We start from the raw sequence: 25,523 nt of genomic DNA on the forward strand, positions 1-25,523 counted from the left end.
CCTTGCTCGTGCTGCCCGGCACCGCCAGCCTTTCTTCCTTCCGTCTCAACCGCCTGCTCGACGATCTGCGTCCGCAACTGCCCGCGCTGAGCGGCTTGCAGGTGCTGGACTTCTATCTCGTCGATGCCGACGACGCGCCGCTCGCCGAGCTGCGCCAGCTCGTCGGCCCGGGCCCTGATTCGTTTCCGGCCTCCAGGCTCACGCGCTTCGTCGTTCCGCGCGTCGGCACGCTATCGCCCTGGGCCTCGAAGGCCACCGACATCGCGCGCGTCTGCGGCCTTTCCGGCGTGCGGCGCATCGAGCGCGGGCGTGCCTATCTTTTCGAAGGCATCGCCGAACTGCCGGCCGCCGCGCTGAAAGTCCTGCACGATCCGATGACCGAATCGGTGCTCGACAGCGCGCAGGCGCTGCAACACGTCTTCGACGTGCCCGAGCGCCGCCCGCTGCGCACGGTCGACGTGCTCGCGCAGGGCGCCAGGGCGCTCGAAATCGCCAACGGCGAATGGGGTCTGGCGCTGTCGGCCGACGAAATCGCCTACCTGGCCAAGCACTACACCGAAGCCGGCAAGAATCCGACCGACGCCGAACTGATGATGTTCGCGCAGGTGAACTCGGAGCACTGCCGGCACAAGATCTTCAACGCCGAATTCACGGTCGACGGCGAAACCCAGCCGCATTCGCTGTTCCAGATGATCCGCATGACGCATGCGGCGACGCCGGGCGGTGTGCTGTCCGCGTACAGCGACAACTCGGCGGTCGTCGAAGGCCATACGGCGATGCGCCTGTTCGCCGACGCCGATCACGTCTATCGCGGGCACGACGAGCCCGTGCACATGCTCATGAAGGTGGAGACGCACAACCACCCGACGGGCATTTCGCCGCATCCGGGCGCGGCGACTGGCGCGGGTGGCGAGATTCGCGACGAGGCGGCGACCGGCACCGGTTCGCGGCCCAAGGCTGGCCTCGCCGGCTTCACGGTCGCCAACCTGCGCATTCCAGGCTTTGATCAGCCCTGGGAAGCGCCGCTGTCGCGACCGACGCGCATGGCTTCGGCGCTCGACATCATGATCGAGGCCCCGCTCGGCGCGGCCGCGTACAACAACGAATTCGGTCGCCCGAACCTCAACGGCTACTTCCGCAGCTTCGAGGCGATCACGCCCGACGGCCGCAATCGCGGCTATCACAAGCCGATCATGATCGCGGGCGGCTACGGCAACATCCGCGCGCAGCACGTGCAGAAGCGCGAAGTGGTCGAGGGCGCTCCGCTGATCGTACTCGGCGGCCCGGCGATGCTGATCGGTCTCGGCGGCGGTGCCGCGAGTTCGATGGCCACCGGCAGCAGCCACGAGGCGCTCGACTTCGCCTCCGTGCAGCGCGCCAATCCCGAACTCGAACGCCGCTGCCAGGAGGTCATCGACGCCTGCTGGGCGCTCGGCGACGACAATCCGATCCTGTCGATCCACGACGTCGGCGCCGGTGGTATCAGCAACGCGCTGCCCGAACTCGTGCACGCGGACGATCGCGGCGGGCTGTTCCAGCTGCGCGACGTGCTCGCGGCCGATCCGTCGCTGTCGCCGATGGAAATCTGGTGCAACGAGTCGCAAGAGCGCTACGTCATCGCGCTCAAGCCCGAAGGCCTCGAGATGCTCGCCAAGGCCTGCGAACGCGAGCGTTGCCCGTACGCGGTCGTCGGCACCGCGACCGCGCGCCGCCAGCTCGTCGTCGAAGACGCGCTGAGCGGCCAGCCGCCGGTCGACATGCCGATGCCCGTGCTGCTCGGTAAGCCGCCGCGCATGCAGCGCAGCTCGCGCCGCGAGCAGCCGGTCACCGAGCCGCTCGCGACCGCCAATCTCGACTTGAACGAAGCCGCGCGCCGCCTGCTGCAGCTGCCGGGCATCGCCTCGAAGCAGTTCCTGATCACGATCGGCGACCGCACGGTCGGCGGCCTGACCGTGCGCGACCAGATGGTCGGCCCCTGGCAGGTGCCGGTCGCCGATTGCGCGGTCACCGCGACCGGTTTCGAAGCGACCACGGGCGAGGCGATGGCGATGGGCGAGCGCCCGCTGCTCGCGCTGCTCGACGCCGCCGCGTCCTCGCGCATGGCGGTCGGCGAGGCGATCACCAACATCGCTTCGGCCCACATCGCGCAGCTTTCCGACGTGCGCCTGTCCGCGAACTGGATGGCCGCCTGCGGCCAGGGCGACGAAGATGCGCGCCTGTTCGACGCCGTGAAGGCGATCGGTCAGGAACTGTGCCCGGCGCTCGGGATCGCGATTCCGGTCGGCAAGGATTCGCTGTCGATGAAGGCGGTTTGGAGCGAGGACGGCAAGCCGCAGACGCAGGCCGCGCCAGTGTCCGCGATCATCTCGGCCTTCGCGCCGGTGGCCGACGTGCGCAAGACGCTCACGCCGCAGCTGCGCACCGATGCCGGTGCGACGCGCCTGCTGCTGATCGACCTCGGCAACCGCAAGAACCGCCTCGGCGGCTCGGCGCTCGCGCAGGTCTATGGCCAGGTCGGCCAGACGCCGCCCGATCTCGATCATCCCGAGCAGCTCATCACCGCGTTCGACCTGATCCAGTACTTGAACGGCAAGGGCCAGATCCTGGCGCTGCACGACCGCTCGGACGGCGGCCTGTTCGTCACGCTCGCCGAGATGGCCTTCGCGGGGCATTGCGGCTTCACGGCCGATCTCGGTTTCGGCGAAGCCGCAGCCGCGTTGTTCAGCGAGGAACTCGGCTGGGTGCTGCAGGTGCGCGAAGCCGACGCCGAAGCCATCGTGCGTCGCGGCAAGGCGGCCGGCGTCGCGATCACCGACATCGGTCCGGTTGAAGCGAGCGACACGCTGAACTTCACGCGCAACGGCGAGCCGCTGCTGTCGGCCAAGCGCAGCGAGCTGCACAAGCTCTGGGCCGAGACGAGCCATCGCATCGCCCTGCTGCGCGACAACCCCGATTGCGTGCGCGAGGAATTCGACGCGATCGGCGAGACTAGCGATCCGGGCCTGTCGATGTCGCTGAGCTTCGATATCGATGCCGCTCCAGCGGTGTTCACGGCGAAGCCCAAGGTCGCGATCCTGCGCGAGCAGGGCGTCAACGGGCACATCGAGATGGCCTACGCGTTCAACGCGGCCGGCTTCGAATCCGTCGACGTGCACATGTCCGACGTGCTCGAAGGCCGCGTCTCGCTCGATGGCTTCACGGGCCTGGCGGCCTGCGGCGGCTTCTCTTACGGCGACGTGCTCGGCGCCGGCCAGGGCTGGGCCAAGACCATCCTGTTCTCGCAGCGCGGCCGCGACGAGTTCGCGCGCTTTCTGGCCGATCCGCGCAAGTTCGCGCTCGGCGTCTGCAACGGCTGCCAGATGTTCGCCGCGCTCAAGGACATCGTGCCGGGCGCCGCGGCCTGGCCGGCGTTCCGGCGCAACCGCAGCGAGCAGTTCGAGGCGCGCTGGTCGCTCGTCGAAGTGCTCGAAAGCAAATCCGTGCTGTTCGACGGCATGGCCGGCTCGAGGCTGCCGATCGCGGTCGCGCATGGCGAGGGCCGCGCGGTGTTCGACGCCGAGAACGATCTGCGCAAGCTCAAAGCGGCCGGACAGCTGGCGATGCGCTACCTCGACAACCACGGCCGGGTGGCGACGACGTATCCGTTCAATCCGAACGGCTCGCCCGAAGGCATCACCTCGGTCTGCAACGACGACGGCCGCGTGACGATCCTGATGCCGCACGCCGAGCGCACGATCCACGGCGTGACGGGCTCGTGGTGGCCGCAGGCCTTCGCGGGCAAGACGCCGTGGTTCCGCATGTTCCAGAACGCACGCAAGTGGGTTGGCTGAGCTTCGCCTCGCGGACAGCGAAAAGCCGGCGCTGAGCCGGCTTTTTGTTGGGTGACGGGCGCCGATCGGCGGCGCTGCGCCTAGGGTGCCGGCGGCTGGGCGGGGCCCGCGGCCGCGGGTTCGGTCGCCGGAGGCGCGTCGGTCACGGCAGCCGGCTCCTCGTCCTCGTCTTCGAAATCCATGTCCTCGGGCGGCGGATTGCCGTCGAACACCAGCGCGCGGCGGCGTTCGAGATAAGCGGTGCGGAAAAAGACGTAAGGGTCGAGCTGCTCGTTGATCATGTTGTCGGCTCCGAGCAGCTTGGAGCGGCTGTCGACGAAATTGACGCCGGTCAGCGCGATGCGCTCGGGCCAGGTTACGTTGTCGACGTATTGCAGAATCTCGGTCCAGTTGTCGCCGACGCGGCCGACCAGATCGCGATTGGTGGTCGGCCCGAGCAGCGGCAACATCAGATACCAGCCCTGGCCCACGCCCCAGCGCCCGAAGGTCTGGCCGAGATCCTCGTTGTTGCGCGGCAGGCCCTGGCCGGTCGCCACGTCGATCAAACCCGCGAGGCCGATCGTGGTGTTGAGCACGAAGCGCAGCGTGTCCTTGCCAGTCTGCTTGAACTTGGCCTGCAGCAGGTCGTTGACGATGGTCGTCGGGTAGAACAGGTTGTCGAAGAAGTTGCTGACGCCCTTGCGCGCGGTCGCCGGCAGCACCTTGGTGTAGCCGACCGCCACCGGGCGCAGCACGTACTTGTCAGCCTTCTGGTTGAACGTGAAGATCGGCCGGTTGATGCGCTCGAGCGGATCGGACGGATCGTAGGTGGGCGAATGCGCGCAACCCGTCAGCGCGAGCGTCGCGAGCATCAGCGCCGCGAGCCGGCGCGCAGTCCCTTGCAGCATGCTTTGCATCGAATCCCCCCAAAACGCGTCGCGGTCAGACGATCGCGAAAACCTCGTCGAGCTCGAAGAAGCGCAGCAGACCGCGTGCTTGTTCGTTGGCGTTGATGACCTCGAGCTTCTGCCCGCCCCGGGTGTTGCGGCGCGCGAGCTCGAGCAGAAAAGCCGCGCCCGCGCTGTCGATGCGCGGGCAACGGCTCATGTCGATGGTAGTGCCCTGCAGCTTTGGCAGATTGCCGAGCTGCTTGGGCATCGAGCCCAGGCTCAGCTCGCCGTCGATGACCGCGGTCGACATCAGGGCTTGGCCCCTTCCGGCGGCGCAACGACCTGCTGGCCGGATTCGAGCTTCTGGATCACCGCGTCGAGGCTCGAGGCCTTGACCTGCGCGGCGACCTGGCTGCGGAAATTGGTGACCAGCGAAATGTTCTCGACCTTGATGTCGACGACCTTCCAGTCGGACCCGGCCGGCTTCTGGCGCATGTCGAAGGCCACCGCCACGGGCGGCGCGTCGGGGCGGATCAGCTTGGTGTTGACGGTGGCGCGGTCGGCGCCGTCGGCGATCTTGGCCGGCTGGATCTCGGCCTTCACGCTGTCGGCGTATTGCAGCAGCGCGTCGGCGTAGGAGTTGATCAGCATCTTCTTGAACGCGGATTCGAAACGCGTGCGCTGATCGGGCGTGGCCGTCCGGTAGTTCTGCGCAAGGATCGTCTGGGCGATGTACTTGGTGTCGAAATACTGCGTCACGCGCGAATCCACCATCTGGTAGAACGCGGGCTTGTCGGCCTGGTACTTGGCCTTGTTCTGCGAGATGTCGGCCTGCAGCGTTCCCTGCGCGGTCTTGATGACCTCATCCGGCGCAACCGGCGCGGCGACGGCCGCGACTGTGGCAACGGCGATCGAGGCGGCCGAGAACAGCAGGGACATTCGGGGAAAGAGGCGTTTCATGGTTTGGCTCCTGCGGGCGCGGTGCCCGGCTTGATGGAATCCGCGAGTTTGCCGATGGCGTCCGCGAGCTTGTCGTCCTTGGGCCCGGCCTGGTTGGCCAGGAACTGGCCGATCAGGTTTTCGAGCACCAGCGCGCTCTGCGTCAGCTGAACCTTGCTGCCCTGCTTGAGCACGTCCTCGGAACCACCGGGTTCGAAGCCGAGGTACTGCTCGCCGAGCAGGCCGGCGGTCAGAATCTTGACGTTCGAGTCTTCGGGGATGTTGTTGTAAGTCTGCGAAATGTCGATGGCGACGTCGGCCTGGAAGGTCTGCGGGTTGATCTTGATCTCGCGGACCCGGCCGATCTTCACACCGGCCATGGTCACCGCGGCACCCGGTTTCAGACCGCCGATGTTGTCGAAGGTTGCGGTGACCCGGTAGACCGAATCGCCATTGCCGACGGTGTCGAGGCTGGCGACGCGGAAGGTCATGACGAACACGGCCGCCACGCCGAGGCAGACGAAGAAACCGACGACGATTTCGAGCGCTCTTGATTGCATGAAGCTTTCCTTCGCTACGCTAGGGATGCGGTTGTTAATTGAACATGAATGCGGTGAGGATGAAGTTCAGCGCCAGGATCGCCAGCGAGGACACCACCACCGTCGAAGTCGTGGCCCGCGAAACGCCTTCGGCGTTCGGCGCGGCCGTGTAACCCTGATAGACCGCGATCCAGCTCACCGTGAAGCCGAACACCACGGTCTTGAGCAGGCTCTGCCAGATGTCCTTGACCTCGACTGAGCCACGGATCGCCGACCAGTAGCTGCCCGCGTCGACGCCGAGCAGCTCGACGCCGATCGCATGGCCGCCGGCGACGCCGATCGCCATGACCTCGAAGATCATCGTCAGCAGCGGCAGCGCGATGAGCCCGGCCAGGAAGCGCGGGGCGACGATGCGCTCGATCGGGTCGATCGCCATCATCTCCATCGCCGACAGCTGGTCGGTGGCGCGCATGAGGCCCAGTTCGGCGGCCAGCGAGGAGCCCGCGCGGCCCGCGAACAGCAGCGCGGTCACCACGGGGCCGAGTTCGCGAATCACCACCAGCGCGACGAACACGCCGAGCGATTCCGAAGCACCGAAGCGCGACAAGGTGCGATAGCCCTGCAGCGCGAGCACCATGCCGATGAACACGCCCGAGATCACGATGATGATCAGCGAGAGCACGCCGAGCATGTAGAGCTGGCGTGTGATCAGGCCCGGCTTGAGCAGCGATTTCGGCAGCGAAACGAGCACCGAGAACAGGAAGAACATCGAACGCCCGAGCCCGGCGAAAAACTCCGAGATGACGTGGAACAGCTTGCTCATCGGCGGCCTCCGATCAGGTCGTCGGCATAGCTCGCCGCAGTCTTGTACTGGAAGGCGATCGGACCGTCGGGCTCGCCCTTGAGGAACTGCTGCACGAAAGCCGAATCCGAAGCGCGGATCTGGTCGGGCGTGCCCTGGCCGAGCACCTTGCCGCCCGATACCACGTAGGCGTAGTCGGCGATCGAGAGCACTTCGTTGATGTCGTGCGAGACCACCACCGAGGTCAGCCCGAGCGATTCGTTGAGAGTGCGGATCAGGCGGATCAGCACGCCCATGCTGATCGGGTCCTGGCCCGTGAACGGCTCGTCGTACATGACCATGTCGGGATCGAGCGCGATGGCGCGCGCGAGCGCGGCGCGGCGTGACATGCCGCCCGAGAGCTGGTCCGGATACAGGTCGCGCGCCCCGCGCAGGCCGACGGCCTGCAGCTTCATGAGCACGAGGTCGCGGATCATCGAGGCCGGCAACTGGGTGTGTTCCTGCAGCGGGTAGGCCACGTTCTCGAACACGGTCAGATCGGTCAGCAGCGCGCCGTTCTGGAACAGCAGGCCCATGCGCTTGCGCAGCGTGTAGAGATCGCGACGGCCGAGCTTGTGCACGTCGGTGCCGTCGAACTCGACGGTGCCGGCGCTCGGGCGCCACTGGCCGCCGATGAGCCTCAACAAGGTGGTCTTGCCGGTGCCGGACGGACCGAGGATGGCGGTCACCTTGCCGCGCGCGATGTCCACGTCGATCCCTTGATAGATCACGCGGCTACCTTGCTTGAAGTGCACGCCACGGCAACGCACCAGCACATCGGTTGGAGCTGTAGTCGAGTTCATCGCGTTCTTAGGTTTCGAAACCGTGGGCGGTCGCGGTCACTGGTCGGTCACGCTGGCCCGTCAAGCGGCGTATTGTAGGTGGATTACCGCTTGCACGTGAGAAACGCTCCCAATGAATGACGCCATACGCCTCATGGCGACCAGCGTGTGCCTGCTCTCGCTGACCCTGACCGCCTGCGCAGCCCGGCCACGCGAGGAGACGGTCGCCAAGGCCGATCGGCCTCCGGCCTGCAAGCTCACACGCAACGTGCAGGCGGCCGGTCCGCAATCCGAAGGGCATCCGCCGCGCTGCGCCGACAGCTTCGATGCGGGCAAGCTTCCGGGAAGCGCGATCGCGCCGATCATGCTGCCCTGAAACTGAGCGGCCACTTAGCTTTGGGCCGGCTCGGGGCGCGTTGAGGCGAGTTCGGCGATCAGGCTGTCGGTCAGGTCGCGGCGCACCTCGTCGATACCGGGCCCGCCGAGTTCGCGTATCTGAGTCACGCGCAGTCCCTTGTATCCACAGGGATCGATGCGGGTGAACGGCTCCAGGTCCATGTCGGTGTTGAGCGCGAGCCCGTGATAGCTGCGGCCGCGGCTCACGCGCAGGCCCAGCGAGGCGATCTTCGATCGCACGCCGCCGACGTCGACGTAAACCCCGCGCGCATCCGGATCGCCGTAAGCCTGGATGCCGTAGCGCGCGAGCGTGGCGATCACCGCGGCCTCGATGCGCTCGACCAGTGAACGCACGCCGTAGCCGAGGCGATGCAGGTCGACCAGCACGTAGACGACGATCTGGCCGGGGCCGTGATAGGTGGCCTGGCCGCCGCGGTTGCTGCGGACCACCGGGATCTCGCCCGGCGCGAGCAGGTGTTCGTCGCGGCCGGACTGGCCCTGCGTGAACACCGGCGGGTGTTCGAGTACCCAGAGCTCGTCGGGCGTTTCGGGCGTGCGCGATTCGGTGAAGGCGCGCATCGCCTGCACCGTGCTCTCGTATTCCGAGAGCCCGTCCAGGCGCCGGATCAGCGGCGCCGGGACTTCGATGCCGGCGATCTCAGGCACCCCCCGCCCACCACAGGCGGATCGAATCGATCAGGCGCGTGAACAGACCGCCTTCGGGCACCGCCTTGAGCGCGACCAGCGGCTCGGTGCGGATCAGCTTGCCGTCGAGGCTGATGGCGATGCTGCCGACGACCGCGCCCGGCGCGATCGGGGCGATGGCCTGGGCGGTGATCTGCGGCTGCATCTGGATGCGCTCCTTGGCGCCACGCGGCAGGCTCAGCGAGACCGGCTGCAGCGTGCCGACCGGCACGCTGTCTTCGGTGCCCTTGTAGGCCGTCACCGTGCTGATCGGGTTGTTCGGGCCGAGCAGAGTCGCAGTTTCGAAGAAGCGGTAGCCGTAGTTGAGCAGCTCGAGGCTGGCCTGCTCGCGGTAGGCCCAGGTCTTGGCGCCCATCACCGCGACGATCAGGCGGCGGCCGTTGCGGTTGGCCGATGACAGCAGGCAGTAGCCCGCGGCATTGGTGTGGCCGGTCTTGATGCCGTCGACACTCGGGTCCTTGTTGAGCAGGCCGTTGCGGTTGGGCTGCGGCTTGGCGATCTTGTACTTGAACTCGCGCTCCGAGTAGATCTTGTAGTCCTCGGGAAAGTCGCGGATCAGCGCGCGGCCGAGCAGGGCGAGATCGCGCGCGGTGGTGTAGTGATCGGGGTCGGGCAGGCCGCTGGCGTCGACGAAGTGGCTGTTCTTGAGGCCGAGCTTGGCCGCGTACTGGTTCATGAGCTCGGCGAAGGCCGACTCGCTGCCGGCGATGTGCTCCGACAGCGCGATGCTCGCGTCGTTGCCGCTCGCGATGATGATGCCGCGCAGCAGGTCGATGATCTTCACGCGGCTGCCGACGTCGAGAAACATGCGCGATTCGGAGCTGTCGATGCCCTGCTTCCAGGCCTTCTCGCTGATCAGCGCCTCGTCGTCGTAATGCAGGCGGCCCTTCTTGATCTCGTCGAAGGCGACGTAGGTCGTCATGACCTTGGTGATGCTCGCCGGCTCGACGCGCGCGTCGGGCTCGTTGGCCACCAGCAGGTCGCCGCTCGCGTAGTCTATGACCGCGTAGGACTTGGCGTCGATGGTCGGCGGTTCGGGAATCTTGTCGAGCTGCGCGTAGGCACACAGCGGAGTGGACAGCAGGGCGGCGGCGAGGAGGAGTTTCTTCATTGATCCGGGCGTGTGAGGGGGAGAGAGGCGCTTGAACCTAGGCTTTAAGCGCTCGGATGTGCGGCGAGGCGTCGCCGGCGTTTCGAAATTTTAACGCAAGCCTCAGTAGTGAACCGGGATCGAGGCGAAACCGCCCGATCCGAGCCTGCCCTTGGCGGCCTTGAGCCTGGCCTCGTCGGCGAACGGCCCGACGATCACGCGGTGGATCGGCGCGCCATGGAAGACCCCCTCGCGGACCTCGGCGTTCTTGAAGCCGATCTTGTGGATCTCCTTGAGCAGGGCGTTGGCGTTGACCGGATCGGAATAGGCGCCGACCTGCAGATAGTTCGAGGCGCCGGCCGGCGGCGGCTGGGCGAGTTCTTCGAGGGTTCCGACCGGCGGTGGCAGCGGCTCGCCGGGCACGATCGCCTCGAGCTCGACCATCGCCGGGCCGCCGAGCAGATCGAGCTTGGTCGCGGCCGCGTAGGACAGGTCGATCACGCGCTCCTTGTGGAACGGCCCGCGATCGTTGATGCGCACGACCACGCTCTTGCCGTTGGTCAGGTTGGTCACGCGGGCGTAGGTCGGCAGCGGCAGCGTCTTGTGCGCCGCCGTCATCTTGAACATGTCGAAGGGTTCGCCGCTGCTGGTCTTGCGGCCCTGGAACTTGCGTCCGTACCACGAGGCCAAGCCCATTTCGCGGAAGCCGCGCGCCGATTCGAGCGGGCGATAGGTTTCGCCGAAGACTTCGTAACTCTCGGGATTGCCGTAGCGGCTCTTGGGTTCGGGCTGCGGAACCGCGTCGGGCAGTTCGGAGAGGTTCGGCGGAATGTCGGCCTTGGCGGGCGGACCGTCGACGAGGATCGGCGGAGCCGCCGGCTCGGCTGGCACCACGCGCGACTTGGAAGGCGCAGGGCGCGGGGTCTTGCGCGTCGGACCCGGAGCGCAGGCGGCGAGCGCGAGCACGCTCAGCAGCAGCAACAGGTTTCGCAGGGCGCTTGGGAAGGCGAAAGGCGGCATCACGGGCTCTGCTGATCGAGCCGCGCGGCCTCGGCCGTCATCGCGCGCGCCAGCTGGCTCACGGTCATGGCGTAGAACACGCGCGGGTTGTAGGTCATGACCGAGTAGAAGTTGGGCAGGGCGATCCAGTATTCCTTGTTCGCCGAGCCAGCCGGATCGAGCTGCAGCTCGAGCAGGCCCACGGCCATGTCGGCCGGCAGCTTGACCGCCGGGATCACTCCGGCCTGCTGCAGCTCGCGCACCGAGTAGGCGACGTTCTTGCCGTTGCGCTCGATGCGCTCGGCCAGCGTTCCCTTGATCGTCGCCGGCACGATCAACGGCTCGCCGCGGCGCCAGGCCAGCTGCGGGCGATAGTCGTTGAAGTAGCGCGCGATGCTGCCGATCGCGTCGGCCGCGCTCCAGAGGTCGCGCTTGCCGTCACCGTCGAAGTCGACCGCGAGCTTGCGATAGTTGCTCGGCATGAACTGCGCCCAGCCCATCGCCCCGGCGTACGAGCCCTTGAGCGATTCGGGCGCAAAGCCGAAATCGCGGCAGAACACGAAGTATTCGGTCAGCTCGGAGAAGAAGAAGGCGCTGCGCGTGGGGTGATCGAAGCCCTGGGTCGCCAGCGCGTCGAGCACGCGGGCGCCGCCGGTGATGCGGCCGAAATTGGTTTCCAGGCCGAGCACGCCGGCGATCACGCCGGGCGGAACTCCGTATTCCATCTCGGCGCGCGCGAGCAGCTCGCGGTTGTCAAGCATGAACTGGGCCCCGCGCTTGATGCGCAGGGCGTCGACGCGCTTGGTCGAGTAGGTGCTCCAGGTCTCGGTGCGCTCGGGCGCCTTCTGCTCGGCCTCGATCAGCGACGGAATCGTCTGCGCGCTGACCAGCGCCTGCTGCACCTGCGCGAGTTCGGCAGCGGAAAAGCCATGCTGGGCCGACAGCAGCTGCAGCAGGCGTGCCGCCTGCGGATGGCCGGAATAATCGGCCCCGGCACCCGAGGTGATCGTCAGGCCGACGAAAAAAGTGAGGCGACGCAGTCCCTTGCGCATCAGCTGGCGAGTAGTTTCCGATGGGTTTGTATGGACATGAGCATACCGAAGCCGGCCAGCATGCTCACCATCGAGGTGCCGCCATAGCTCACCAGCGGCAGCGGAACGCCCACCACGGGCAACAGGCCGATGACCATGCCCATGTTGATGAACACGTAGACGAAGAAGGTCAGCGACAGCGCACCGGCGAGCAGGCGCTGGAAGGTGTCCTGGGCGCGGAACGCGATGTAGAGCCCGCGACCGACGATGGCCAGATACAGCCCGAGCAGGAACATCACGCCCATCAGGCCGAGCTCTTCGGAATACACCGCGAAGATGAAGTCGGTATGCGATTCGGGCAGGAAGTCGAGCTTGGCCTGGGTGCCATTGAGCCAGCCCTTGCCGAACAACCCGCCCGAGCCGATCGCGATCTTGCTCTGGGTGATGTGGTAGCCGGTGCCGAGCGGGTCGGATTCGGGATCGAGGAAAGTCAGCACGCGCTGGCGCTGGTAGTCGTGCAGGCGCGTCCACAGCACCGGGGCCGCCGCCGCGATCGCGCCGATCGCGCCGAGGATCCAGCGATAGCCCAGTCCGCCGAAGAACAGCGCGAAGCCGCCCGCCGCGAGGATCAGCATGCTGGTGCCCAGGTCGGGCTGCACCGCGACCAGGCCGGTCGGGACGCCGATCATCACCAGGGTCAGCGCAATGGTTTTGACGCTCGGCGGCAGCGGCTGGCCGTGCAGGAAGCTCGCCACCGCGAGCGGCATCGCGAGCTTCATGAACTCAGCCGGCTGGAAGCGGATGAAGCCGAAGTCGAGCCAGCGCTGGGCGCCCTTGGCGTGGTCGCCGAGCAGCAGCGTCAATACCAGCAGCAGGGCCGAGAAGCCGTAGAACCACGGCGCCATCGCGCGGTACATCTCGGGTGTCGCCTGCGCCGCGATCGCCATCACGCCCATGCCGAGCAGCAGGCGCTCGGCCTGGTTGACGACCTGCGGCATCGAATGCCCCGAGGCCGAATACAGCACCACGAGCCCGACCAGCGAGGTGACGCACAGCAGCGTCATGAGCCACAGGTCGATATGCAGGCGGCCGAACCATTCCGACAGGCCGGGCTGCGGCGGACGCGACGAGGTCAGCGGTTGCAGCAAGGGGTTCATTGGACGGTCGGGTTGGCGCCGGATGCGGGTGCGGCGGGAGCCGGAGGGACGATGTCGTCCTCCTCTTCGCCATCCGGATTCGACGGCGCGCTGCCCGGGGGCAGCGGCGGCGCGGCGACCGCTGGCGTCGGCGTGCCCGCCGTGGAACCCGGCGGACGATAGCGGATTTCGCCGAGCAGGTACTGGTCCATGATCTGCCGCGCCACCGGGCCGGCCACCGATGCTCCGTGGCCGCCATGCTCGGCGATCAGGCCGACCGCGATCTGCGGGTTGTCGGCCGGGGCGAAGGCGATGAACAGCGCGTGGTCGCGCAGGTGCAGCGGCAGCGATTCCTGCGTCGGCGCCACTTTCTCGTCCTGCTTGAGTCCGGCGACCTGGGCCGATCCGGACTTGCCGGCGACCGTGTACGGAGCGTCCTTGAACACCGAGAAGCCGGTTCCGCCCTGGGTCTGGGTGACCTGCTGCATCGCGTAGACCACGGTTTCCCAATCGGCCTTGTGCTTGTTGAGGATCGGATCGAGCGGCTCGGGGGTGATTTCGCGGGTTTCGAGCGTGATCGGGTCCTGGATCGCGCGCACCAAGTGCGGCTTGAAGCCGCCGCCGCGCATCGCCATGCGCGCGGTGATCTGCGCGAGCTGCATCGGCGTCACCGTCATGTAGCCCTGGCCGATGCCGACGTTGAGCGTCTCGCCCGGATACCAGCCTTCCTTTCGCACGCGCTGCTTCCACTCGCGCGAGGGCAGCAGGCCGCCTTTTTCGAGCGGCAGGTCGATCTCGGTCGAGCGCCCGAGCCCGAACTGGTCGAGGAAGCTGTGGATGCGGTCGATGCCCAGATTGATCGCGACGTTGTAGAAATAGATGTCGCAGGAGCGCGCGACCGCCCCGGCCATGTCGAGCGAGCCATGTCCCGAACGGCGCCAGCAGCGGTACTTGCGCGAGGAATTCGGCAGCGACATCTGGCCGCCGCAGAACTCGTGGTGATGGGCGTCGACGACGTCGTATTCGAGCCCGGCCAGCGCCATGAACGGCTTGATCGTCGAGCCCGGCGGATAGGTGCCCTGCAGCGCCCGGTTGTAGAGCGGCCGCGCCGGGTCGGCCAGCAGCGCCTTGTAGGTCTTGGCGTCGATGCCTTCGCCGAACAGGTGCGGGTTGAAGCCCGGCTTGGACACCATCGCGATGACCTCGCCGTTGCGCGGGTCGATCGCGATCACTGCGCCGTTGTAGTCGCCGAGCGCGGTTTCGGCGACCAGCTGCACCTTGGCGTCGAGCGACAGCACGAGGTTGCGACCCGGCGTGCCCTGCTGGTAGTCGAGCTCGCGCAGCGGCCGGCCGTAGGCGTTGGCCTCGATGACCTTGGCGCCCGGTTCCCCGCGCAGCTCGTTCTCGTGCGACTTCTCGATGCCGACCTTGCCGATCTGCGAGAGCCCGCGATACGAGGCTTCGGCAACGTTCTTGTACTCGTCCTCGGTGATGCCGCCGACGTAGCCGACCACGTGCGCGGCGGTGCCGGCCAAGGGGTAGCTGCGCGTGAGGCCGGCGGTGACGTCGACGCCGTCGAAGTCGTAGCGGTTGACCTCGAAGCGGGCCACTTCTTCCAGCGAAAGATTGGTGCGCAGCGGCACGCCGCGATAGCGCGGCGATTTGCGCACGCGGTCCTTGAAGCGGGCGATTTCGGTGTCGTCGAGATGCACGAGTCTGGACAGGCGCTTGAGCGTGTCGTCGAGCTTGCCGGTGATCTGCTCGGGCACGATCTCGAGCACGAAGGCCGGCGTGTTCTGCGCGAGCACCGCGCCGTTGCGGTCGTAGATGAGCCCGCGCACCGGCGCGACGGCGGACAGCCGCATGCGGTTCTGGTCGGCGCGCGTCGAGTAGTAGTCCTGCTGCAGCACCTGCAGGTTGAACAGCCGGAACAGCAGCAGCGCGGCCATCGCCAGGCAGGCGATCGCGGCCACCAGCGTGCGCGCACCGAAGGTCTGCTTCTCGCGGTAGAGATCCTTGATCTTGTCGTGACGACTCATGTGCCCCGTGCCGTCACCGATGGCTTAGACGATGCCTGCATCGACCGTGTCGAACCCGAGCGGGTTCACTCTTCCTGGCGCCGGTTGCGACGCCGCACGTAACCGTCGATCAGCGCGTAGATCAGCGGCCAGAACATGGTCGTGGCGATCACCGGCATCCAGCGCAGCCACGGGTCGGAGCGGTGATGGGCGACGCCGTCGATCCAGAACATCAAAAAGGCATAGAGCGCCCACAGCGGAATCAGCCCGACCGTCGATTGCCAGAGCGGGAACATGGCGAACAGCCCGCGCAGCTTGATGACCAGATAGGTCAGCAGCACGAAGCCCAGCGCATGCTGGCCGAACACCGCATTGAGCAGCACGTCGAGCACGATGCCGAACAAGAACGCGGCGAGCAGCACCGGAACGCGCGGCTCGGACAGGGCCCAGTACGACAGCACGAGCGGAATCCACAGCGGTCGGAACGGGGCGATACCCTCGGGCAAGCCGACCAGTTGCAGCATCAGGGCCAGCAGCAGGCTGATCCAGAAGCCCAGATGGGGAGCGGTACGGCTGGTCATCAGCGCGGATTCGCCGCCGGTTTCTTGGAGTCCTGTTGCGCAGGGGCAGGTGCGGAGTTCGTCGCTGCGGGCTTGCCGGGCGTCGCAGTGGCCGGGGCTGCCCGCTTGGTCGTGCTAGGAGCCGCCTGCTGCGGCGACGCAGGCTGCGGCGCGGCGGTGGCGCCGGTTTCGGGTTTGGCCGGCGCCGGCTTGGCTGGAACGGGCTCGAGGCTTTCGCGGGCGGTCGGCTCGGCCTTGCCGGCTTCAGGCAAGGTGACGAGCGTCTCGCTGTCGGTTTCGCGGTTCTCGCTCCAGACCAACAGCGCCTGGCGGCCCTGGTTGAGCTTGGCCGTCGGGTAGGCGAGCGCTTCTTTGAAGTGCTCGCCGGGGTTGTGCTTGACCTCGTAGACGCGGGCCACCGGATAGCCGGCCGGGAAGCGGCCGCCGAGCGCCGACGACACCAGCAGATCGCCTTTCTGGATGTCCGCGTTGCCGGGCAGAAACGGCAGCCGCAGCGCCTGGCCATCGCCGACGCCGACCGCGATCGTCTGCAGCCCGGTGCGGTTGTTCTCGACCGGAATGCCGTGGTCCGGATCGGTGATCAGCAGGCCCACCGACGTGGTCGGGTTGACCTGCACGATCTGCCCCATGACGCCGCTCGCATCGACCAGCGCCTGGCCGCGGTAGACGCGGTCGCGGGCGCCCTTGTTGAGCGTGATCTGGTGCGCGTACGGGTCCTGGTTGGCCGCGATGATCTCGGTAATCAGCACCGACTCCTGCAGCGCCTTGGCCGAGGCGAGCAGCTCGCGGATGCGGCGATTCTCGGTTTCGAGGGCATCGAACTTCTGCAGCTGGGCTTCGAGTTCGAGCTGGCGGTTGCGCAGCCGGGTGTTTTCCTCGGCGAGCTGCTCGCGGCTGTCGAAATAGCTCGTGGCGTCCTGCAGATGCTGCGGAGTCGAGGCGACCCAGAGCAGCGGCGCGAGCGCCCAGGCCAGGGTTTCGCGGGTCGATTCGAGGCGATCGGTCTGGAAGTCGGCGAAGATCAGCCCGCCGCAGATCAGCAGCAGCGCGAAGGCCCGCAGGCCCAGACCCGGTCCCCGAGGGAACAGATGGTCACGATGGTCGACGCTCAGGGTGTTCAAAGCTCGCGCCTTCCGCAATTTTGTACAACAAGTAATAACTGCCGCGCAGCATAGTCGCAGCTTTCCGCCGATGGCAACGTGGTTTTGCCATCGCCGAACCCTCGAGTTGACGAGCGGTTCGGTGGAGGGCCGACCTTGTGATTATTTTGCGGATAAAAAAACGGACGCAACAGCAAAATCACATCCGTGCAGTCATCAATCGAGGTTGTAGAAGTCGCCCTGGCGATCGAGCATGTCGAGCACCATGCCGCCGCCGCGGGCCACGCAGGTCAGCGGATCGTCGGCGATGATGACCGGCAGGCCGGTTTCCTCGGAGATGAGCTTGTCGAGGTCGCGCAGCAGGGCGCCGCCACCGGTCAGCACGATGCCGCGCTCGGCGACGTCGGAGCCGAGTTCGGGCGGCGTACGCTCGAGCGCCTGCTTCACGGCCTTGACGATGCCGGCGAGCGGCTCCTGCAGGGCGTCGAGGATCTCGTTGGAGTTCATCGTGAAGTTGCGCGGCACGCCGGCGGCCAGATGGCGGCCGACGACGTCGATTTCCTGCACCTCGTGGCCCGGGAAGGCGGTGCCGATTTCCTGCTTGATGCGCTCGGCGGTCGATTCGCCGATTAGCATGTTGTACTGGCGGCGCACGTACGAAACGATGGCCTCGTCGAACTTGTCGCCGCCGATGCGGACCGATTCGGCGTAGACGATGCCGTTGAGCGAGATGACCGCCACTTCCGAGGTGCCGCCGCCGATGTCGACGACCATCGAGCCGCGGGCGTCGCCGATCGGGATGCCGGCGCCGAGCGCGGCGGCGATCGGCTCTTCGATCACGTAGACCTTGCGGGCCCCGGCGTTCTCGACCGATTCACGGATCGCGCGGCGCTCGACCTGGGTCGAGCCGTACGGAACGCAGACCACCACACGCGTCATCGGACGCATCATGCGGCCCTTCTGCACCTTGCGGATGAAGTGCTGCAGCATCTTCTCCGTCACGGTGTAGTCGGCGATCACACCGTCGCGCAGCGGGCGGATGGTGCTGATGTTGGTCGGCGTGCGACCGAGCATCTTCTTTGCATCGATACCGACGGCCTCGATCTTCTTGGCTCCGCGGGCGTCGAGGCGGATGGCGACGACCGAAGGCTCATTGAGCACGATGCCTTCGTCGCGAACGTAGACCAGGGTATTGGCCGTACCGAGATCGATGGAAAGGTCGTTAACGAATAGGCGGCGGACGGCGTCGAACATCGGCAGGGGTCGGCTTGGTAATGAGGAACGTTGGAATCAGTGATCAGGCTCTGCAGCGAGGCAAAGCCCAAGCATCCTTGCTTTGGATTATTGGCCGGTGCCGATCAGGTCATCGACGAGCCGATCAAGTAAGATTGCGACGAGCGCAGCACTATAAACGAAGTTGAAATTTATACCACGGAAACAAGATCCCCAACGATGAGCCTCAGTGCAGATCAAATCCGTCAGGTCGCGCATCTCGCGCGCCTGGAACTCAAGCCCGAACAGACCGAGGCCTACGCGCAGCAGCTGTCGAACATCATGACGCTGGTCGATCAGCTTTCGAAGGTCGATGCCTCGCAGGTCTCGCCGATGGCGCATCCGCTCGACATGCATCAGCGCCTGCGCCCGGACGCGGTCACCGCGCCGAACCTGCGCGAACAGTTCCAGGCCATCGCACCGGCCACCGAGAACGGGCTCTACCTCGTTCCGAAGGTCATCGAATAAAACAGCTGGGAGACGAGAGACGGGAGACGGGAGACGCAGGGCAGCTTGCGTTCACGTCTCCCGTCTCCCGTCTCCCGTCTCCCGGGAAAGACATGCACACACTCAGCATCAAACAGCTGTCCGAAGGCCTTCGCGCCAAACGGTTTTCCTCGCGCGAGCTCACGCAGCACTTCCTCAAGCGCATCGAAACGCTTGATCCGCAACTGAATAGCCTGATTACCGTCACCGCCGACCGCGCGCTGGCGCAGGCCGATGCGGCCGATGCGCGGCTGGCTTCGGGCAATGCCACCGATCTGACCGGCATCCCGCTCATCCAGAAGGATATTTTCTGCACGCTGGGCGTTCGCACCTCGTGTGCTTCGAAGATGCTCGACAAGTTCATCGCGCCCTACGACGCGACCATCGTCGAGAAGCTCGATGCGGCCGGCATGGTCATGCTCGGCAAGGCCAACATGGACGAGTTCGCGATGGGCTCGTCGAACGAAACCAGCTGGTACGGCCCGGTCAAGAACCCCTGGGATACGCAGCGCGTGCCGGGCGGATCGTCGGGTGGTTCGGTGGCTGCGGTCGCGGCCGGTCTCGCGCCGATCGCCACCGCGACCGACACCGGCGGCTCGATCCGCCAGCCCGCGGCGCTGACCAACCTGACCGGCATCAAGCCGACCTACGGCCGGGTGTCGCGCTACGGCATGATCGCCTTCGCCTCAAGCCTAGACCAGGCCGGCGTCGTCGCGCGCTCGGCCGAGGATTGCGCGGGCGTGCTGCAGGCGATGTCGGGCTTCGATGTTCGCGACTCCACCAGCGTCGACCGTCCGGTCGACGACTACGTCGGCGCGCTGGGCCGTGACATCAAGGGCCTGCGCATCGGCCTGCCGAAGGAATACTTCGCCGAGGGCCTGGCGCCGTCGAGCCGAGAGCGCATCGACCAGGCGATCGAGACCTTCAAGAAGCTCGGTGCGACGTTCACGGAAATCTCGCTACCCAATTCGCCGCTGTCGGTGCCGACCTATTACGTCGTCGCGCCGGCCGAGGCGAGCTCCAACCTCGCGCGCTTCGACGGCGTGCGCTTCGGCCACCGAGCCGAGGGCGTGAAATCGCTCGAAGAGCTGTACAAGCGCAGCCGTGGCGAAGGCTTCGGCGCCGAGGTGCAGCGCCGCATCATGATTGGCACCTACGTGCTGAGCCACGGCTACTACGACGCCTACTACCTGCAGGCGCAGAAGGTTCGCCGGCTCATTTACGAAGACTTCCGCCGCGCGTTCGAGAGCGTGGACCTCGTGCTCGGCCCGACGGCGACCGACGTCGCCTTCAAGCTCGGCGAGAAATCCGACGATCCGGTGTCGATGTATCTCAACGACATCTACACGATCGCGGCCAACCTCGCGGGCATTCCGGCCATGTCGCTGGGCTGCGGCTTCGTCGACGGCCTGCCGGTCGGTTTCCAGCTGATGGGCAATTTCTTCGACGAGGGCCGCCTGCTCAACGCGGCGCACCAGTACCAGCAGGCGACCGACTGGCACAAGCAGTCGCCCGAAGCGTTCAAGTAAGGGTCAAGAGCAATGGGAATTCAGGAAGGCTGGGAGGCCGTCATCGGCCTCGAAGTGCACTGCCAGCTCAGCACGAAATCGAAGATCTTCTCGGGCGCGGCGACCGCCTACGGGGCCGACGTCAACACGCAGGCCGATCCGGTCACGCTCGGCTTTCCGGGCGTGCTGCCGGTGCTCAACGCCGACGCGGTGCAGATGGCGGTCAAGTTCGGCCTGTCGGTCGATGCGCAGATCGCCGAGCGCTGCGTGTTCGCGCGCAAGCACTACTTCTATCCGGACTTGCCGAAGGGCTACCAGATTTCGCAGTACGAGCTGCCGATCGTGTTCAACGGCCATCTCGACATCGAGCTCGGCGACGGTGTGACCAAGCGCATCGGCATCACGCGTGCGCACATGGAAGAGGACGCCGGCAAGTCGCTGCACGAAAACTTCGTCGGCGTGACCGGCATCGACCTCAACCGCGCCGGAACGCCGCTGATCGAGATCGTCTCGGAGCCGGACATCCGCACCGCGGCCGAGGCGGTGGCGTACCTCAAGAAGCTGCATCAGCTCGTCGTCTATCTGGGCATCTGCGACGGCAACATGCAGGAAGGCAGCTTCCGCTGCGACGCCAACGTTTCCGTGCGCCGCAAGGGCACCGAGAAGTTCGGCACGCGTACCGAGACCAAGAACGTCAACAGCTTCCGCTACGTCGAGAAGGCGATCGAGTACGAGATCGAGCGCCAGATCGAGGTGATCGAGTCGGGCGGCAAGATCGTGCAGGAGACGCGCCTGTTCAACCCGGACACGGGCGAGACGCGTTCGATGCGCACCAAGGAAGACGCCAACGACTACCGCTATTTCCCCGATCCGGACCTGCTGCCGGTCGTGGTGACCGCCGCCGACATCGAGCGCATCCGCGCCGAAATGCCCGAGCTGCCCGAAGCCAAGCGCAACCGCTTCGTCGAGCAGTACGGCCTGCCAAAGTACGACGCCGGCGTGCTGACCGCCGAAGCCGCGCTCGCCGATTACTACGAGGCGGTGGTGAAGGCCTCGAAGGCTGACGCCAAGATTTGCGCGAACTGGGTCATCGGCGATCTGCTCGGCCTGCTCAACAAGCAGGGCCTGACGCTCGAGACCTCGCCGGTCGATGCGGCCGCGCTGGCTGGGCTGGTCGCGCGCATCGCCGACAAGACCATCAGCGGCAAGATCGCCAAGGAAGTGTTCGAGGCGATGTTCGCGGGCGAGGGCAGCGCCGACGAGATCATCAAGGCCAAGGGCCTCGTGCAGATCACCGACGAGGGCGCCATCGCCAAGGCCATCGACGAGATCATCGCCAAGAACCCGGGCCAGGTCGCGGAATATCGCGGCGGCAAGGACAAGCTGTTCGGCTTCTTCGTCGGCCAGGCGATGAAGGCGACGCAGGGCAAGGCGAATCCCGAGGCGCTGAATCGCTTGCTGAAGGAAAAGCTGGCGGGTTGAGAAAGCGGCGGATCAGCTGCTGCGCTCGGCCTCTCGAACGAGGGCGTGCCCGAAATCCTCACGTACTACTCGTACGCTCTGGTTTTTGTGCTCCGTCCTCGCGCGACCTGCCTTCGCTCACAACGCTGATTCGCCGCTTTCTTGAGTTCAGCCTTTATCGGTTGCGCCCGCTAAACTGCGCCGCATGACCATCAAGAACCCGCTGCTGAGCTACGCCTTCGACAACCACGTCGCCCACGGGGCGATCGTGCATATCGACGAAGGCGTGGCCGAATTCTTTTCGCACCGTTCGCACTCGCCCGATGTCGCCAGGCTCATGCGCGAGGCGATGGCGGCGATGCCGCTGCTCGCCACGCACCTGCGCTTCGAAGGCCGCATCAACCTGCAGTTCCAGGGTGACCGGCGCATGGAGCTGCTGGTCTCGCAGATCGACCATCACCTCAATGTCCGCACGATGGCCAAGGCGCCGACCGATCTCGCGGGCGGATTCACCGAGCTGCTCTACGGCGGCATCCTGGCGCTGATGCTCGAGCCCGCCGCCGACAACGTGCCGGCGAGCCAGGCCGTCGTGCTGATCGAAGGCGAATCGCTTTCGCAGGCGCTCGAAGGCTATTTCAAGCGCTCCGAGCAGCTGCCGACGCTGCTCAGGCTCGCGGTGCGCGGCGACAAGCTCGCCGGTTTCATGCTGCAGCGCATGCCGCTCGAAAGCGCGCAGGGCAATGAGGCCGACTGGGAGCATCTGCTGACGCTCGCTTCGACGCTCGGCGACGACGAGCTGCTCGACACCGATGGCGAAACCATCCTGCGCCGGCTGTTCGCCGAAGACCCGGTGCGGACCTTCGAGCCGCGTTCGGTCGAAGTGGTCTGCCGCTGCAGCCGCGCGGGCATCTCGCGCATGCTGCTGTCGCTCGGCCAGCAGGAAGTCGACGAGATCCTGCAGGAGCAGGGCAAGGTCAGCGTGACCTGCGAGTTCTGCGGGCAGGAGCACGTGTTCACGCCGCACCAGGCACATGAGCTGTTCAGGGCTGCGGACGAATCGGGGCCGGATTCCGAAGTCCGGCACTAGCCGTCAGCGCAGCTCGAACTCGCAGTCTTCCGGTTCGCAGAAATCGCGGTAGTCGCAGGTCAGCTCGCTGCCGGAGGGCAGGTCGCGCGCGGCGACGTATTCGTTGCGCTCTGCGATCCAGAGCGTGGAAGGCTGATCGGCGTGGTTCATGTAGCGCGAATCGTCGGCGCAGTAGTACATCGCGCCCGTGAGCCGGACTGCGCCGCGGCCGCGGAAGCTGTAGCGCAGCACGCTGTCGCGCATCGGTTCGGGCAGGGCGCGCACCTCGGCGTCGGACATCACCATCACGAAGCGCCAGTCGTAGCGATAGACCGGCTCGCCGGCGCGCAGATCGCGCGCGCAGTACAGGCCCAGGCCCTCGATCGGGCTGCGGTCGACGTAGTGCGGAACCAGCAGCATCAGCTGCGCCTCGCCGCGAGTGCGCGCGTGATGAACGGCAGCACGCCGACTTCGGCGATCAGGTGCCGTTGCAGGGCTTCGGGCAGGTGATCGAAGTCCTCGATCAGGCCGCGGCAGTTCGCCGACTTGCATCCACATTCCAAAGTCCACGAATTGTCTTCCAGCATGGTCGTGGAATAGTCGAAGCTGATCTGCTCGTCCCGGGCGATGTCGCGGACGGCGCGCAGCTCGAGCTCGGCTGTGAGCCCGCCATTCGGATCGCAGGAGTGATTGCAGAACACATGAGGCTCGTCGAGCAGCACGTAACGGTCCAGGTCGACCTGCAGCGGATAGCCCGGCGTGTAGCCCAGGGCGTCGAGCTCGGCGCCCGTATGGCTGCGACCGGTGAAGCGCAGCACCGTCTCGCCCTTGGCGAACGGCCGCGCCGCATAAACGCCGCGGCCGTAACGCGCCGGCGCGACGTAGACCTCGCTGTGGTTTTCGGAACGGGCTGCGGACGGGCTTTCAGCGCTACGCAAGGGCAGGTCTGACATGGATGGCGTCGACGATTGGCAGCGGGAGTTTTCGGAATGAACGCGGACATTATGGGCGCTTTCGGCGTCGCGGTGATCATCGTGATCGCGGCGAAAACCATCGCCTGGCTGGTGCAGAAAAGGCTGCGCAACGCCGGGCTCGTCGACGCGATCTGGGCCTGGACGCTCGGCCTGCTCGCGGCGTTCTATGCGGCCGTCGGCTCGGGTGATGCGGCGCTGCGCCTCGTGCTCGCGCTGATGGGCGCGACCTGGGGCGCGCGGCTCGGCACCCATCTGTTCATCCGCAACTGGGGCAAGCCCGAGGATTTCCGCTACGCGCACTTTCGCCAGAAGTGGGGCGACAAGGCCGACTTCAACATGTTCTGGTTCTTCCAGTTCCAGAACGTCTTCACGCTGCTGCTCTCGTCGATGGCCTTCATTCCGGTAGCCTGGCGAGCCGATGCGCCGCCGGCGATCGGCTGGCTGCTCGCGGCCGCGATCTGGTTCGTGTCGGTGGCCGGCGAGGGCCTGGCGGATTCGCAGATGGAGCGCTTCCGCACCGATCCTGCTAACCGCGGCAAGGTCTGCCGCGACGGGCTCTGGCGCTATTCGCGGCACCCGAACTATTTCTTCGAATGCCTGCACTGGCTGGCCTACGTTCCGCTCGCGATCGGTGCACCCTGGGGCTGGATCAGCTTCGGCGCGCCGCTGCTGATGGCCTGGATGCTCACCAAGCTCTCGGGCATGCCGATGCTCGAAGAAGACATGGCCAGGCGTAAACCCGGCTACGCCGACTACATGCGCACGACGAGCGCGCTGGTCCCGCTGCCGCCGAAGTCTTCCTGATTTTCGCTGGACCACCGATAAGAACGAATGAACCTCATCGACTTGTGCGAGCGCGGCCTGATTCCCGATACGCTCACGCGCCTGGGCATGCGCCAGCTCATGCGCCGCCGCCTGAGCGACGAAGCCGCTCATGATGGCGAGCTGCGCTCGCGGCGGTTCAATGATTTTCTGAGCGAGCTGCGCGCGAGCCCGATCGCGATCAACACGCAGGACGCGAACACGCAGCACTACGAAGTGCCGGCCGAATTCTTCCATCGGCATCTCGGGCCGCGGCTCAAGTACTCATGCTGCTTCTATCCGAGCGGACGCGAAACGCTCGCGCAGGCCGAGGAGCAGATGCTCGCGCTCTACGCGCAGCGCGCGCAGCTCGTCGACGGCCAGCGCATCCTCGATCTCGGCTGCGGCTGGGGTTCGCTGTCGCTGTGGCTCGCCGAGCATTATCCGAACTCGCAGATCGTCGGGCTTTCGAATTCGCATGGGCAGCGCGAGTTCATCGAGCGGCGTGCGCGCGAGCGCGGCCTGGGCAATCTGCGCATCGTCACCGGCAACGTCGTCGAATTCGACGAGGCCGATTTCGCGAGTGCCGGCGTCGCGACCGGCTTCGATCGCGTGATCTCGATCGAAATGTTCGAGCACATGAAGAACTACGGCCTGCTGCTCGCCAAGATCGCGCGCTGGCTCAAGCCCGACGGCAAGCTGTTCGTGCACATCTTCGCGCACAAGCTGCTGGCCTATCACTTCGAAGTGCACGGCCAGAGCGACTGGATGAGCCGGTATTTCTTCACGGGCGGCACGATGCCGTCGGAAAACCTGTTGCTGAACTTCCAGGACGATCTGCGCCTCGAGCAGCAGTGGTGGGTCGATGGCCGCCATTACGAAAAGACCTCGAATCACTGGCTCGCCGGCATGGACGCGCACAAGGATGAAATCCTGCGCGTGTTCGCCCCGACCTATGGCGATCAGTCGGCGATCTGGTTCGCGCGCTGGCGCATGTTCTACATGGCCGTGGCCGAGCTGTTCGGCTACGCCGAGGGCAACGAATGGGGCGTTGCGCACTATCGATTTGCCAGGCGATGAAATTTTTCCGTGAGGGAAG

The 25,523-nt window shown here is 66.3% G+C and carries 25 protein-coding genes; 8 read left to right on the forward strand and 17 right to left on the reverse strand.

The features are described 5' to 3' along the window. The first annotated feature begins 2 nt into the window (after positions 1-2). Positions 3-3,830, forward strand: coding sequence for a phosphoribosylformylglycinamidine synthase (gene purL, locus AC3WUM_RS17965; RefSeq protein ID WP_492412019.1), 3,828 nt, complete (start codon positions 3-5; stop codon positions 3,828-3,830). 80 nt (positions 3,831-3,910) lie between these two features. Here the strand turns inward: purL and AC3WUM_RS17970 are convergent, their stop codons facing one another. From AC3WUM_RS17970 to AC3WUM_RS17995, 6 genes are read right to left on the reverse strand one after another with little or no spacing between them, the layout of a single operon-like run. Further along, a complete protein-coding gene (locus AC3WUM_RS17970; protein WP_492411907.1) occupies positions 3,911-4,717 on the reverse strand; it encodes an MlaA family lipoprotein in 807 nt (268 codons plus the stop codon). 34 nt (positions 4,718-4,751) lie between these two features. Then, positions 4,752-5,009, reverse strand: a complete 258-nt coding sequence (locus AC3WUM_RS17975) for an STAS domain-containing protein (protein ID WP_492411909.1) — start codon at positions 5,007-5,009, stop codon at positions 4,752-4,754. Then, positions 5,009-5,659 (reverse strand): MlaC/ttg2D family ABC transporter substrate-binding protein, encoded by a 651-nt coding sequence (locus AC3WUM_RS17980; RefSeq protein WP_492411911.1) that lies wholly within the window; start codon positions 5,657-5,659, stop codon positions 5,009-5,011. Before AC3WUM_RS17980 ends, AC3WUM_RS17975 begins: the two co-directional genes overlap by 1 nt. Next, complete coding sequence (mlaD, locus tag AC3WUM_RS17985) at positions 5,656-6,198, reverse strand: outer membrane lipid asymmetry maintenance protein MlaD (protein WP_492411913.1); 543 nt, start codon at positions 6,196-6,198, stop codon at positions 5,656-5,658. The genes AC3WUM_RS17980 and mlaD overlap by 4 nt, the downstream gene beginning before the upstream one ends. Positions 6,199-6,232: 34 nt before the next feature. Next, the gene (gene mlaE / locus AC3WUM_RS17990) at positions 6,233-7,000 is read right to left on the reverse strand and encodes a lipid asymmetry maintenance ABC transporter permease subunit MlaE (protein ID WP_492411914.1); all 768 of its coding nucleotides are present in this window, start codon (positions 6,998-7,000) and stop codon (positions 6,233-6,235) included. Beyond that, complete coding sequence (locus tag AC3WUM_RS17995; protein WP_492411915.1) at positions 6,997-7,821, reverse strand: ABC transporter ATP-binding protein; 825 nt, start codon at positions 7,819-7,821, stop codon at positions 6,997-6,999. The genes mlaE and AC3WUM_RS17995 overlap by 4 nt, the downstream gene beginning before the upstream one ends. Positions 7,822-7,933: 112 nt before the next feature. Here AC3WUM_RS17995 and AC3WUM_RS18000 point away from each other — a divergent pair, with 112 nt between their 5' ends. Beyond that, a complete protein-coding gene (locus tag AC3WUM_RS18000) occupies positions 7,934-8,176 on the forward strand; it encodes a hypothetical protein (protein ID WP_492411916.1) in 243 nt (80 codons plus the stop codon). Positions 8,177-8,190: 14 nt separating this feature from the next. Here the strand turns inward: AC3WUM_RS18000 and lipB are convergent, their stop codons facing one another. The 9 genes from lipB to AC3WUM_RS18045 form a co-directional block, all read right to left on the reverse strand. Next, on the reverse strand, positions 8,191-8,862 hold the full coding sequence (gene lipB, locus AC3WUM_RS18005) for a lipoyl(octanoyl) transferase LipB (protein WP_492411917.1): 672 nt from the start codon (positions 8,860-8,862) through the stop codon (positions 8,191-8,193). Beyond that, entirely contained in the window at positions 8,855-10,012 is a 1,158-nt protein-coding gene (locus tag AC3WUM_RS18010; RefSeq protein ID WP_492411918.1) for a D-alanyl-D-alanine carboxypeptidase family protein, read from the reverse strand. The genes lipB and AC3WUM_RS18010 overlap by 8 nt, the downstream gene beginning before the upstream one ends. 102 nt (positions 10,013-10,114) lie before the next feature. Beyond that, a complete protein-coding gene (locus tag AC3WUM_RS18015; RefSeq protein ID WP_492411920.1) occupies positions 10,115-11,011 on the reverse strand; it encodes a septal ring lytic transglycosylase RlpA family protein in 897 nt (298 codons plus the stop codon). Beyond that, positions 11,011-12,042, reverse strand: coding sequence for a lytic murein transglycosylase (locus tag AC3WUM_RS18020; RefSeq protein WP_492411922.1), 1,032 nt, complete (start codon positions 12,040-12,042; stop codon positions 11,011-11,013). Before AC3WUM_RS18020 ends, AC3WUM_RS18015 begins: the two co-directional genes overlap by 1 nt. Further along, positions 12,042-13,178, reverse strand: coding sequence for a rod shape-determining protein RodA (rodA, locus tag AC3WUM_RS18025; protein WP_492411924.1), 1,137 nt, complete (start codon positions 13,176-13,178; stop codon positions 12,042-12,044). Before rodA ends, AC3WUM_RS18020 begins: the two co-directional genes overlap by 1 nt. After that, on the reverse strand, positions 13,175-15,196 hold the full coding sequence (gene mrdA, locus AC3WUM_RS18030) for a penicillin-binding protein 2 (RefSeq protein ID WP_492411926.1): 2,022 nt from the start codon (positions 15,194-15,196) through the stop codon (positions 13,175-13,177). The genes rodA and mrdA overlap by 4 nt, the downstream gene beginning before the upstream one ends. Positions 15,197-15,261: 65 nt before the next feature. Further along, positions 15,262-15,756: a rod shape-determining protein MreD gene (gene mreD / locus AC3WUM_RS18035; protein WP_492411928.1), complete on the reverse strand. Its 495-nt coding sequence runs from the start codon at positions 15,754-15,756 to the stop codon at positions 15,262-15,264. After that, positions 15,756-16,877, reverse strand: a complete 1,122-nt coding sequence (gene mreC / locus AC3WUM_RS18040) for a rod shape-determining protein MreC (RefSeq protein ID WP_492411930.1) — start codon at positions 16,875-16,877, stop codon at positions 15,756-15,758. The genes mreD and mreC overlap by 1 nt, the downstream gene beginning before the upstream one ends. A gap of 195 nt (positions 16,878-17,072) precedes the next feature. Continuing rightward, on the reverse strand, positions 17,073-18,110 hold the full coding sequence (locus AC3WUM_RS18045) for a rod shape-determining protein (RefSeq protein WP_007185788.1): 1,038 nt from the start codon (positions 18,108-18,110) through the stop codon (positions 17,073-17,075). A gap of 198 nt (positions 18,111-18,308) precedes the next feature. On the opposite strand from AC3WUM_RS18045, the gene gatC reads away from it, so the two are divergent. From gatC to hslO, 4 genes are all read left to right on the forward strand, one after another. Continuing rightward, complete coding sequence (gatC, locus tag AC3WUM_RS18050) at positions 18,309-18,596, forward strand: Asp-tRNA(Asn)/Glu-tRNA(Gln) amidotransferase subunit GatC (protein ID WP_492411932.1); 288 nt, start codon at positions 18,309-18,311, stop codon at positions 18,594-18,596. Positions 18,597-18,688: 92 nt separating this feature from the next. Next, positions 18,689-20,143: an Asp-tRNA(Asn)/Glu-tRNA(Gln) amidotransferase subunit GatA gene (gatA, locus tag AC3WUM_RS18055; protein WP_492411934.1), complete on the forward strand. Its 1,455-nt coding sequence runs from the start codon at positions 18,689-18,691 to the stop codon at positions 20,141-20,143. A gap of 12 nt (positions 20,144-20,155) precedes the next feature. Then, complete coding sequence (gatB, locus tag AC3WUM_RS18060; protein WP_492411936.1) at positions 20,156-21,604, forward strand: Asp-tRNA(Asn)/Glu-tRNA(Gln) amidotransferase subunit GatB; 1,449 nt, start codon at positions 20,156-20,158, stop codon at positions 21,602-21,604. A 184-nt stretch (positions 21,605-21,788) separates the two neighbouring features. Beyond that, positions 21,789-22,670 (forward strand): Hsp33 family molecular chaperone HslO, encoded by an 882-nt coding sequence (gene hslO, locus AC3WUM_RS18065; RefSeq protein WP_492411938.1) that lies wholly within the window; start codon positions 21,789-21,791, stop codon positions 22,668-22,670. Positions 22,671-22,673: 3 nt separating this feature from the next. Here the strand turns inward: hslO and AC3WUM_RS18070 are convergent, their stop codons facing one another. Continuing rightward, positions 22,674-23,069: an SET domain-containing protein gene (locus AC3WUM_RS18070; RefSeq protein ID WP_492411939.1), complete on the reverse strand. Its 396-nt coding sequence runs from the start codon at positions 23,067-23,069 to the stop codon at positions 22,674-22,676. Next, entirely contained in the window at positions 23,069-23,602 is a 534-nt protein-coding gene (locus AC3WUM_RS18075; protein ID WP_492411941.1) for an SET domain-containing protein, read from the reverse strand. The genes AC3WUM_RS18070 and AC3WUM_RS18075 overlap by 1 nt, the downstream gene beginning before the upstream one ends. Before the next feature lie 36 nt (positions 23,603-23,638). Here AC3WUM_RS18075 and AC3WUM_RS18080 point away from each other — a divergent pair, with 36 nt between their 5' ends. Further along, entirely contained in the window at positions 23,639-24,427 is a 789-nt protein-coding gene (locus AC3WUM_RS18080; RefSeq protein WP_492411942.1) for a DUF1295 domain-containing protein, read from the forward strand. A 27-nt stretch (positions 24,428-24,454) separates the two neighbouring features. Next, positions 24,455-25,504: an SAM-dependent methyltransferase gene (locus AC3WUM_RS18085; protein WP_492411944.1), complete on the forward strand. Its 1,050-nt coding sequence runs from the start codon at positions 24,455-24,457 to the stop codon at positions 25,502-25,504. Positions 25,505-25,523 lie beyond the last annotated feature (19 nt).

This window comes from Hydrocarboniphaga sp. FW305-C-57, from assembly GCF_058783045.1.